Origin of the sequence: Leclercia tamurae (assembly GCF_025566055.1) — a bacterium.
Taxonomy (GTDB): domain Bacteria; phylum Pseudomonadota; class Gammaproteobacteria; order Enterobacterales; family Enterobacteriaceae; genus Enterobacter; species Enterobacter tamurae.
Map to the genome: position 1 here is coordinate 1 of NZ_JAMHKS010000066.1, position 11010 is coordinate 11010.

At 55.9% G+C, this 11010-nt stretch carries 11 protein-coding genes; 9 read left to right on the forward strand and 2 right to left on the reverse strand.

Features of this window, described 5'->3' with window-relative positions:
* From M8318_RS04735 to M8318_RS22670, 4 genes are all read left to right on the forward strand, one after another.
* The coding region (locus M8318_RS04735) for an IS3 family transposase (RefSeq protein WP_262660599.1) at positions 1 to 95 on the forward strand (95 nt) is incomplete at its 5' end.
* A gap of 177 nt (positions 96 to 272) precedes the next feature.
* Positions 273 to 2375: an elongation factor G gene (gene fusA, locus M8318_RS04740; RefSeq protein WP_262661147.1), complete on the forward strand. Its 2103-nt coding sequence runs from the start codon at positions 273 to 275 to the stop codon at positions 2373 to 2375.
* Between the two features lie 15 nt (positions 2376 to 2390).
* Positions 2391 to 3008: a serine protease gene (locus M8318_RS04745; protein WP_262661148.1), complete on the forward strand. Its 618-nt coding sequence runs from the start codon at positions 2391 to 2393 to the stop codon at positions 3006 to 3008.
* 506 nt (positions 3009 to 3514) lie between these two features.
* On the forward strand, positions 3515 to 4561 hold the full coding sequence (locus M8318_RS22670) for a colicin-like pore-forming protein (RefSeq protein ID WP_262661149.1): 1047 nt from the start codon (positions 3515 to 3517) through the stop codon (positions 4559 to 4561).
* A gap of 20 nt (positions 4562 to 4581) precedes the next feature.
* Here the strand turns inward: M8318_RS22670 and cui are convergent, their stop codons facing one another.
* Positions 4582 to 5106, reverse strand: coding sequence for a colicin immunity protein (gene cui, locus M8318_RS04755; RefSeq protein WP_262661150.1), 525 nt, complete (start codon positions 5104 to 5106; stop codon positions 4582 to 4584).
* 241 nt (positions 5107 to 5347) lie between these two features.
* Entirely contained in the window at positions 5348 to 5920 is a 573-nt protein-coding gene (locus M8318_RS04760; protein WP_262661151.1) for a flavin reductase family protein, read from the reverse strand.
* A 136-nt stretch (positions 5921 to 6056) separates the two neighbouring features.
* On the opposite strand from M8318_RS04760, the gene M8318_RS04765 reads away from it, so the two are divergent.
* From M8318_RS04765 to M8318_RS04785, 5 genes are all read left to right on the forward strand, one after another.
* A complete protein-coding gene (locus M8318_RS04765) occupies positions 6057 to 6749 on the forward strand; it encodes an ABC transporter ATP-binding protein (protein ID WP_262661152.1) in 693 nt (230 codons plus the stop codon).
* Positions 6746 to 7714: an ABC transporter substrate-binding protein gene (locus M8318_RS04770; protein WP_262661153.1), complete on the forward strand. Its 969-nt coding sequence runs from the start codon at positions 6746 to 6748 to the stop codon at positions 7712 to 7714. The genes M8318_RS04765 and M8318_RS04770 overlap by 4 nt, the downstream gene beginning before the upstream one ends.
* A 38-nt stretch (positions 7715 to 7752) precedes the next feature.
* Entirely contained in the window at positions 7753 to 9408 is a 1656-nt protein-coding gene (locus tag M8318_RS04775) for an ABC transporter permease (protein ID WP_262661154.1), read from the forward strand.
* Between the two features lie 71 nt (positions 9409 to 9479).
* A complete protein-coding gene (nhoA, locus tag M8318_RS04780; protein ID WP_262661155.1) occupies positions 9480 to 10325 on the forward strand; it encodes an N-hydroxyarylamine O-acetyltransferase in 846 nt (281 codons plus the stop codon).
* A 174-nt stretch (positions 10326 to 10499) separates the two neighbouring features.
* Entirely contained in the window at positions 10500 to 10949 is a 450-nt protein-coding gene (locus M8318_RS04785; protein WP_262661156.1) for a hypothetical protein, read from the forward strand.
* Positions 10950 to 11010: the final 61 nt, after the last annotated feature.

Sequence of the window (11010 nt, forward strand, 5' to 3'; positions counted from 1 at the left end):
CGTATATAAGGTACTGGAACCACAAGCGTATCAAACTGAGTCTGGGAGGACTCAGCCCGGTGGCGTTCCGGGCTGAGTATCTGAAGACCGGTTAATACAAGCCGTCCAGGTTTTGGGGCGCAGTTCATAGCCGCCACCCGGCGTTGCAGCGCGGTCTGATTCCCTCACCGTAAATCACCCGTCCCCCCGTTGACAGGGCACTACACTGATCTACATAACTGCACGCGCTACCCCAGCGCGTGATTGTCATGTCCATTAAATAAGGATGCATCATGATCCGGTCCATTCCTCTCGAGCGTTATCGCAACATCGGTATCTCGGCGCATATCGACGCCGGTAAAACCACCACCACCGAGCGCATCCTGTTTTATACCGGGGTGAGCCATAAGATGGGGGAGGTCCACGATGGCGCAGCGATCACCGACTGGATGGCGCAGGAGCAGGAGCGGGGGATTACCATCACCTCGGCGGCAGTAAGCTGCTTCTGGTCCGGGATGGACCGCGGGTTTGAGCCGCACCACATCAATATCATCGACACCCCCGGGCACGTGGATTTCACCATTGAGGTGGAGCGCTCCATGCGGGTGCTGGACGGGGCGGTGATGGTCTATGACTCCGTCGGCGGGGTGCAGCCGCAGTCGGAAACCGTCTGGCGGCAGGCCAATAAGTACCGGGTGCCGCGCATCGCCTTCGTCAACAAGATGGACCGTCCGGGAGCTGACTTCTTCCACGTGGTGCAGATGATGATCGATCGCCTGAAAGCCCACCCGGTGCCGATTGTCATCCCTATCGGGGCCGAGGAGCACTTCACCGGTGTAGTGGATCTGATCCACATGCGGGCCATCATCTGGGATGACGCTACTCAGGGGATGACCTTCAGCTATGCCCCGGTGCCGGACGATCTGCAGGCCACCGCCAAAACCTGGCGGGAGAAAATGGTCTCAGCGGCGGCGGAAGCCAGCGACGAGTTAATGGATAAATACCTCGAAACCAACGATCTCGACGAAGCGGAAATTATCCGCGGACTGCGCAAACGCACGGTAGCCGGAGAGATCCAGCCGATGCTCTGTGGCAGCGCCTTTAAAAACAAAGGGGTGCAGCGGATGCTGGATGCGGTGATTGAGCTGATGCCATCCCCCCTCGACGTGCCCGCCATCGACGGCGTGGATGATAAAGGGCAGCACGCCGAGCGTCACCCCAACGATGACGAACCCTTCTCCGCGCTGGCGTTCAAGCTGATGTCCGACCCCTACGTCGGACAACTGACCTTTATCCGTGTCTACTCCGGGGTGCTGAAAAAAGGCGATGCGGTGTTCAACCCGGTGAAGGGCAAGAAAGAGCGCATCGGGCGCATCGTGCTGATGCATGCCAACGACCGGCATGACGTCGAGGAGCTGCGGACCGGGGATATCGCCGCCTGCGTCGGGCTGAAGGATGTCACTACCGGTGACACCCTGTCCGACCCCGGGGCAGTGATCACCCTCGAGCGGATGGAGTTCCCGGACCCGGTGATCTCCCTCTCCATCGAGCCGAAAACCAAAGCCGATCAGGAGAAAATGGGCATCGCCCTGCACCGACTGGCGGCGGAAGATCCCTCCTTCCACCTGCATACCGATGAAGAGTCCGGCCAGACCATTATCTCCGGGATGGGGGAGCTACACCTGGAGATCATCGTCGACCGCATGAAGCGCGAGTTTGGCGTGGAGGCCAATATTGGCCGTCCGCAGGTCACCTACCGGGAAACCATTCGCAAAGGGGTGAGCGACATCGAAGGCAAGTTTGTTCGCCAGTCCGGCGGGAAAGGGCAGTACGGCCATGTGGTGCTGAGCCTCGAACCGCAGGAGCCGGGCAGCGGCTTTGCTTTTGTCGATGCCACCAAGGGCGGGGTGGTGCCACGTGAGTACATTCCGTCGGTGGAGAAAGGGCTGCGGGAAGCGATGAACAGCGGCGTGCTGGCAGGCTATCCGGTAGTCGATATCAAAGCGACCCTGACCTTTGGCTCCTATCACGACGTCGACTCCTCGGAGATGGCCTTCCGCATGGCGGCGATCTTCGGCTTTAAGGACGCGGCGCGCAAAGCCGATCCGGTGATCCTCGAGCCGATGATGCACGTGGAGGTCGAAACTCCGGAGGAGTACGCCGGGAACATCATGGGAGATCTCTCCTCCCGCCGCGGGCTGGTGCAGGGGATGGAGGAGCAGTTCGGCAGCCAGATTATCCGCGCCGACGTGCCGCTGGCGGAGATGTTCGGTTACGCCACCACGCTGCGCTCCATGTCTCAGGGACGGGCCACCTACAGCATGGAGTTCCACCATTACGCCGAAGCGCCGCGTATCGTGGCGGATGAGATCATCGCCGGGCGGTCGAAAAAGTAGATCCTGGGGTGAACCATGAAGCGTCTGCATCTTGCTCTCGCCGCACTCATGGCACCCCTTACACTGCTGGGGTGCGTGGTGATGTCCGGCACCAGCCGCACCGACTTTAGCGCGACAAAGCAGGCTGATATGGTCTTTATCGGCCTGCCTGCGCCGCTGAACTGGCTGGTGGCGGGGATGCAGGGCACCACCTTTCCGGTCTCCAGCACGCTTTCTGTTACCGCCGCCCATGTCGCCGTGCCGTTGCTCAAGCCGGTGAAAGCTCAGCATCCCATTTGCGATGTGGCGGTGATAGGCGATAACAACCGCGGCAAGATCGTGCATCAGCTGGCGTACGCCAGGGTCGGGCGCAACGTGACTCTGTTCGGCTACAGCGCCATCAACAGCCTGCCCAAATCCAGCATGGGGAAAATCGACGGCTTCGTGAAGCGTGACGGCTGTTACTACGGCATCATCACCGGCGCGGGGGCGGTGTCCGGCATGTCCGGCGGGCCAGTGGTGGACAGCATGACCGGGGAGACGGTGGGGATCATCACCAACGTCATCCCCGGCAAAGGGGCGGTGGTTTTTGTGGCGGTGCAGGATTTTACCAACCTGCTGGACCGGATGCGGATCCCTTATAAAACTTATTAGAAGATATATAACAAACAAAAAAACTGCACCAGAAGGCAGGATAATAGCATGGGGGATTATTGGTTAATTATATTCTCAGGAATATTATTGACATGAAATTAATGCCATGGTTAATTTGGAAAAGCATCTTTCAATATCTGCATTTATACAAAAAATCAATATTTAAACGCTTGTCATAATTATCTGTGGCTGTTGTGTTCTACTGGGTAACATGTCGACGGTTCAAGTTCCTCACAGGGAAAGTTATATAACAGAAGTTAATCATGGAGAAAAAATATGTCTAGTTCTAAATTTGGTATGGTACAAACTGGAGTGCTGAGAGAGGGAAAGAACCTTATGGCCCTGGTGGCACAGGCGGTTCCAATAACGGCGGTAATAATAACTCCTGGTCGGGGGTATCTGCAGCAGTACAAAAACAAATTTCTTCTGTTCGGTCCGACCCCACGGTTACTGAGAAACTCAAAAACTTACTTATTGCAGTCCATATCCTTAACCCTTCTGCAAAAGTGAAAATTGAGGACATATCTGCTGCAGGCACACTGAGCATCTCCGTTTCTGGAATTAATTCAGAGCAGGCCAGCACAATAGGGTTAAGTGGATTAATTTTAAACTTCAAGTACAAGAGCGGGAACGTTGTAGTCGGTAATATTGAAACGGGCCATAAACGAACCAAGACAGATACGGCAACGGGTTCAGACAATGCGCAGATTTTGAATGGAGTTCTGTCTAACGCAGTCGAAGCAAGTAAACCCCCATCAACACCCACCATCCAGCAGCGCGCAGAAAAACTCTACGGTGCCGATAGGGTATCTTGCAAAGCTCTTGTTAACATGTATAAAGAATCTGTGGCAAAAGGCAGTATTCCTGCAAAAGTTAAAGGCGATCTTCGTAAAAAAGTTCAAATGATGTTGGACGAAGACAAAGCAATTGCCGCCGCTGCAGCCGCAAAAAAGGTCGACGAAGCCGCATTATTATTGAAAGCAAGCGATTATATTGTTGATGTCGGAAATAAAATCAGTGGGCAACTTAGTGATAGATACCGGGTTATAGCAAAAGAAATCGCCGGAAAAGTTAAGAACTTTCAAGGCAAGAACATCCGAAGCTATGACGATGCGATGAAGACCTTGAATCGGCTGAATTCGAACCCATCAATGAGAATTAGCCCGGCTGATAAAGCAGTTCTCATCAATGCCTGGCGACAGGTTAACGCACAAAATATGTCAATAAACCTCGCGAGTCTAAGTAAAGTTTTCACTACTGCTGGCTGGTTACTTCGTGTCGAAAAAGTACGTGAAAAAAGTATCGTTGGCTACGAAACCGGAAACTGGGGACCTTTGATTCTTGAAGTTGAATCATGGGTGTTAAGCGGTGTCGTTGCGAGCGTAGCAATGGCTACTTTAGGTATAATTCTTTCAATGTTTGCTATCTCAAGTCTCTTTACGACAACGTTAATAATGATCGTTGTAACATTGATTATTTCGTATCTGGCATCTTTGATAGATGACTCAGTTGCAGAAAGAATCAATAACGAATTAATCAAAGCAGCACACTAATAAACCAGGAGGGGTGTTTATCACCTCTCCTTTAACGCGTTGCAAACCCCAATCGTAAACCAAAAAACCATAACGGTTAACACAAATAGCCCAGCATAGAGTGAGGAATAGAAAAACGTTAAAAAAATGTCATTTTCTGACATAAGTCGCAAAAGCCTGCCAGATGTTGTTAGCTCTTGATTACAAAACAGGAATGGATAGGTAATACAAAAATAAAAGACATAATACAAAAGCAACGTGCCGATCAATTTTGTATTTGAGTGATCTTTTTTGATGCTCATTAGTTTAAATGATGTCATAAAAAAGAGTGCCGCGACGAATGGCGCTGTTTTTGTATAAAGATCCATTGCTTTGCTTAACAGTGGGTTTTTTGCGGAAGTAACAGCAGGTAGTTCGCTGCCCCATGAAGCCATAGCACTTATCAAATCAGACTCTGGATTGTTAAAATAAATTAACAGTATAATTATAAAAGGGGAGATTGCAGGAAGTAACGTCAATATCATTCTTTTCCCTAAAAGATTTTCTTTGTCAATTTGCGATTTCATTCTCATGTGGTTCCTAATGGTTCTTTTCTGAATATAATGTTTTCAGTCATTTTCTTTCTCCATTTTGACGCGGCAGGTTTTCAAGGTCAATCAATGTTTGAGTTTGGGGGTCAATAGTGGGAATAAATGAAAGTGTACATATCCCATAGTTATGAAGATTTATTTTAGATAAAAACATGACATATTTTTAGAATGGCCTCATAGGGCCATTCTTTATCTTATAACGTTAGTTTTGATTATTTCACTCAGGCGCTTTGACCTGCTTCCCGCTGGTCACAAAGGTTCCCGCGCCGAGATGGTGCAGGGTATTACGCTTATCGTCGTCAAACTGCCATCGCCCGTTCACGAATGCCTGTTCATCCGCTGCGGCAGAGACCACCTCGCCAAACAGGGTGTCATACTTTTCCGCCGCCGAGGTGGCAGGCAGCAGACGGCACTCCATCCACGCCAGGCACTTCTCCTCAATCACCGGTAGCCCCAGCACCGGGCCGTTGATCGCCGGGATGCCGTAGCAGTTGAACTTGTCCTCATCCCGGCCGCTGACGCTGCCCACGGCATACGTCCAGTTGGTGGCCGCCACGCCGGGAATGACGATCCCGAACCTGCCGCTGCGCTCGATCAGCTCCCGCGACCAGGCGCTTTTATCCACCACGATGGCGATCCGCGGCGGCTCGAACTCCACCGGCATCGACCAGGCGGCGGCCATCACGTTGCGGCGGTCGATGGTCTCGTCGCGGCTGGTGATCAAAACGGTCGGGCCGTGATTTAACAGGCGGCTGGCGTGCATTAACTCAACGGGGCGGAAGTGGCTCATCGATTTTCCTCATAAATAGCGTCAGAGCATTAAACGGCTGAAAGCCATTGGAAATCAAGCTGCAACAAATGCGTAGTTTATTCGTCACACAAGCTGCCTACAGTGGCGAGCATCAAATCCCAAAGAGGATAACAATATGCTCACTTCCATCACGCTCAAAGGCGTCTCGTACGCTTTTGGCGCGAACACCGTTTTGAATCAAATCGATCTGCATATCGAGCCGGGTAGCGTGGTTGCGCTGCTGGGGCCGTCGGGCTGCGGAAAAAGCACCCTGTTGCGTCTGCTGGCGGGATTAACCCAGCCCGCAGAAGGGGAGATCCATTTTGGCGATCGCCTGGTGGCGAAAACCGGATGGGCCTTACCGCCGGAAGCCCGGGACATCGGCATGGTGTTCCAGGATTACGCCCTCTGGCCGCACATGACCGTGGCACAGAACGTGTCGTTCCCACTGCGAATGCGCCATATCCCGCGTCAGGAATGCGATAGCCGGGTAGCGCAGGCGCTGGCCCGCGTCGGGTTAAGCGATTTCGCCGACCGCAAACCGGCGGGGCTCTCCGGCGGGCAGCAACAGCGCGTGGCGCTGGCCCGGGCGATCGTCGCCGAGCCGCGGGTGCTGCTGTTTGACGAGCCGCTCTCCAACCTCGACAGCGAACTGCGTGGCACCTTGTGTCACGAGATGGCCACGCTGCTGCGCCAGCTCGGCACCACCGCCGTCTATGTTACCCACGACCGCCGGGAGGCTGAAATCCTGGCCGATCGCATCGTGCATTTGTCTGCTGGCAGCGTCGCTGCCGATCGTTTGATTACATCCTCAGGGGAGTTCGCATGAAAGCTGCAATATCCGTCAAAAAGGGAGTTCTGCTAGCCATGGCGTTATCGTCCGTTATGATCTCCAGCGCCCACGCGCTGACCCTCTACACTGCTGGTCCAGGGTCGCTGGCTAAAAGCCTCGCCAGCGGTTTTGAAAAGAAAACCGGCGTGAAGGTGGATATCTTCCAGGCAACCACCGGTAAAGTGATGGCCCGCCTTGAGGCGGAGCAGGCGAATCCGCAGGCCGATATTCTGATCTCCGCCTCCTGGGATACCGCAGAAGATCTGCATAACCGCGGCTGGCTGCTGCCGTACCAGAGCGCCAATGCGGCGAAGGTGCCAGCCGATCTGAAATCTGACGACTACGTCGCGCAGGGCATCTCGGCGTTGGGCATCGTCTGGAATACCAAAAGCGGCACTCCGGAGCCAAAAGAGTGGCGCGATCTGACCACCGGAGCCTTCAAAGATAAAGTCACAACTCCTGACCCGGCGCTCTCCGGCGCGTCGCTGGATCTGCTGATCGGGCTGCAAAATGGGATGGGCGATAAGGCCTGGACCCTGTTTGATGAGCTGAAAAAGAACGGCATGGTGGTCAGCGGCCCGAATGCCCAGGCGGTGACGCCGGTAATGCAGGGGGCCAAAGCGGCGGTGTTTGGCGCGGTGGACTACGTGTCGTACGGCAACATCAGCCAGGGCGAATCCCTGAAGGTGATCTTCCCGGCCAGCGGGACGGTGATTGCCCCGCGCCCGATGATGATCCTCAAATCTACTCAGCATGCGGAAGATGCCAAAGCCTTCGTCGATTACGTTCTGTCGCCAGAGGGCCAGGCGATGGTGGCTGATGCATGGCTGATGCCGGCCCGTGACGACGTGCAGGCTAAGCGTCCGCTGCTCAACGACCTGAAAATCCTGCCGACCAAAAGCGACGGTTCCAGCGAACGCAGCGATATCCTCAAGCGTTTCAACACGCTCTTCACCTTATAATCACCTGACGGGGGCAACCCCGTCTTCAGGACTGCTTTGTGAATCCTAAATTCTTGTCGGTGACGACGCTGGCGCTGCTGGTGATCCTGGTGGCGTCTCCGCTCACGTTTATTCTGCTGCAGGCGGTGTTTCCGCAGTTCAGCGCCGGAATTTTATCCGGGGCCTTTAGCGGCGTAGCGACGCTGCTGGCCGAGCCGCAACTGCCCACTATGCTGGGCGGTACGCTGCAGGTGGCGTTCGGCGTGGCGCTGGTCAGCGCATTGATCGGCTTTCCCCTTGGCGTGGCGCGTGGGCTGCTTAACCTGCCGCTGCCCCGGCTGTGGGATCTGCTGTTTCTGATCCCTTTTTTAACCCCGCCCTATATCGCCGCCCTGTCGTGGATGCTGGTCCTGCAAACCAACGGCTATCTGCAACAGCTCACCGGCCTTAACCTGAATAATCTGCTGTTCAGCCAGACCGGGATCGTGCTGGTAATGGCCCTGAACATCTTCCCGGTGGTCTATTTTGCGGTGTCGCGCAGCCTGCTGGCGAGCGGACAACGGCTGGCGCTGGTGGCGCGCGTACACGGGGCCAGTCCTGGCCGGGCCTTCTGGCATATCACGCTGCCGATGCTGTCGCCGTCGCTGGCGGCGGGGATGCTGCTGGCCTTCACCCTGGCGATTGAGGAGTATGGCGTGCCCGCGGCGCTCGGGACCCGTGCCGGGGTACTGATGCTCACCACCGATATCGAGAAAAAACTCGCTGAATGGCCGATCGATCTGTCGGGGGCGTCGATGCTCTCGGTGGTGCTGGTGACCATCGCCCTGAGCGCCTGGGGGCTGCAGAAAAAACTCACCGGTAATCACGACGTGACCAGTATTACCGGCAAACCGACGGAGAACATGGGCGCCGATGCCGGGGGCTTTACCCTGCCGGTGGTGGCGCTGCTGGCCCTGACCGGGTTTATCGCGGTGATCCTGCCGGGAGCCTCCATGGCCTTGTCCGGCGTACTGGGCACCTTATCGGGCGGAGTGACGCTCGCCAATCTGACTGCCTCTCACTATGCGGCGTTATTCAGCCAGCAGGGGGATGCCCTGTCGGCGCTGGGCACCAGCCTGTCGCTGGCCCTGGGGGCGGCCTGTATCACCGGTTTACTCGGGCTGCTGGCCGCCTGGCTGGTAGTAGTGCAGAAGATCAGAGGCCACGGGCTGGTGGATGCGCTGTCGTTGATGCCTGCCGCGCTGCCCGGCGTGGTGGTCGGGGTGGGGCTGATCCTGCTGTGGAACCAGCCGTTCTGGCCGGTATCACCCTACAACAGCTGGGCGATCCTGCTGCTCTCCTATTGTTGCCTGCTGCTGCCGTGGCCGGTGCGCTATGTCGGCAGCGCGCTGCGCCAGCTGGGGGGCAACCTCGAGCCTGCCGCGCGGGTGCATGGCGCGTCGGCATTGCAGGCGTTACGTTTTATCGTCCTGCCGCTGGTCTCTCCGGCGATGCTGGCGGCGATGTTGATGGTGTTCGCTATCGCCTCGCGCGAGCTGGTCACCTCGCTGCTGCTGGCCCCCGCGGGGACGCAGACCGTGTCGGTATTCATCTGGCGGCAGTTCGAGCAGGGATCGGTCGGGCAGGGAATGGCGATGGCGACCCTGACGCTGCTTACCGGGCTGGTATTAATGCTCACGGCGCTGGGGATCATGCAGCGCTCGGCGCGGGGATAAAAAGCACTATTGCGACAGTGGTTGAGGAAAAATAGTTTATAAACAAGGGAGACTGTAAAAGGAAACTGATTATGACCCCATTTTTGAGCGCGTATTTCGCCCGTACCGGCTGGCAGCAGCCGGTCTCTGTGGACATCAACACCCTGCGGGCGCTGCATTTGCAGCACAACAGCACCATTCCGTTTGAAAATATTGATGTGGTGCTGCCAAGGGAGATCCAGCTCGATGAGCAATCCCTGGTGGATAAGCTGGTCACCGCCCGACGCGGGGGCTACTGCTTCGAGCAGAACGGCCTGTTTGAGCGGGTGCTGCGTGAGGTGGGCTTTAACGTCCGCAGCCTGCTGGGCCGGGTAGTGCTGGCGAATCCGCCCCACATGCCGCCGCGCACTCATCGTCTGCTGCTGGTGGAGCTGAACGATGAACGCTGGATCGCCGATGTCGGTTTTGGTGGGCAGACCCTGACCGCGCCGATTCGGTTGATCGCCGAGGAGGAGCAGGCGACGCCGCACGGGGTCTACCGGCTGATCAACGACGGCCAGGATTGGGTGCTCCAGTTCCGTCATCACGATCACTGGCAGTCGATGTATCACTTCGATCTCGCCGCCCAGTACCAGACCGACTACGTGATGGGCAACTTCTGGTCCGCACACTGGCCGCAGTCCCATTTTCGTCACCATCTGTTGATGTGCCGACATCTGCCGGACGGCGGCAAACTGACCCTCACCAACCTGCACTTTACCCACTGGCAGGACGGGCACGTGGTGGAGCAGATTAATTTGCCGGATGCCGGCGCGCTGTATCAGCTGATGCAGGAGCGGTTCGGGCTGGGGGTTGACGATCCGAAGTACGGTTTTTCGCTGACAGAACTGACGGCGGTGATGGCCGGGTTTGAAACCCATCCGCAGGCGGGGAAATAGCCAACAACGTGACGCGTTTTTGTAGGCCGGGTAAGGCGTAGCCGCCACCCGGCGGGATGTATAGACCCGGATCTCCAGCGAGTATTTCTTCGCATGTTACTGATGTTGAGTACAATAATGCCGCCTGGATAATAAACCAGGACGCTTATACTCATCATCACAAGGCATATTGATATGGAAATCTTGTCGCAGAATAAATTTAGCTCACTGGGCATGCTGCTGGGCGCTATCGCCCTGGTGCTTGGGATAGTGCATTTCTCTTTTGGTCCTTTCTCTTCACCACCTCCATCCCTGGAAAAGGTGGTTGCTGAGCAGGTCGCTGCCGTTAAAAAGGGCATTATTGCTGGCATAACCGGGAACACGCCTGCAATCGCAGAAAACCGCACTCTGGATGTTGACCGGATTCTCCATAATGGTGGGATTGTTCTTGCCATCGCCGGGTTGGGGCTCGCGTTTATCGGCGGTATGCGAAAGGAGAATCGCTGGGGCATACGTGGCGCTATGGCGTTTGCCGGAGGCACCTTGATCTTTCATACCGTACTGTTTGGCATCGGGGTTGTTTGCGCCATTATTGTGTTAATGGTGATCCTTGCCATAGTGAGTGGTGTTTTGCCGGGTATCTAGCCAATCGGCAACGCCGGGCGGCGCTGGCGCTGGCCCGGCCTACGGTGTAACGCGGTTTGTA

Bases quoted from the DNA above. Each gene is read 5' to 3' on its own strand.
- M8318_RS04785 (WP_262661156.1), top strand. From the start codon at position 10,500: ATGGAAATCTTGTCGCAGAATAAATTTAGCTCACTGGGCATGCTGCTG.
- nhoA (WP_262661155.1), top strand. From the start codon at position 9,480: ATGACCCCATTTTTGAGCGCGTATTTCGCCCGTACCGGCTGGCAGCAG.
- M8318_RS04745 (WP_262661148.1), top strand. From the start codon at position 2,391: ATGAAGCGTCTGCATCTTGCTCTCGCCGCACTCATGGCACCCCTTACA.
- M8318_RS04765 (WP_262661152.1), top strand. From the start codon at position 6,057: ATGCTCACTTCCATCACGCTCAAAGGCGTCTCGTACGCTTTTGGCGCG.
- M8318_RS04760 (WP_262661151.1), bottom strand. From the start codon at position 5,920: ATGAGCCACTTCCGCCCCGTTGAGTTAATGCACGCCAGCCGCCTGTTA.
- cui (WP_262661150.1), bottom strand. From the start codon at position 5,106: ATGAAATCGCAAATTGACAAAGAAAATCTTTTAGGGAAAAGAATGATA.
- M8318_RS04770 (WP_262661153.1), top strand. From the start codon at position 6,746: ATGAAAGCTGCAATATCCGTCAAAAAGGGAGTTCTGCTAGCCATGGCG.
- fusA (WP_262661147.1), top strand. From the start codon at position 273: ATGATCCGGTCCATTCCTCTCGAGCGTTATCGCAACATCGGTATCTCG.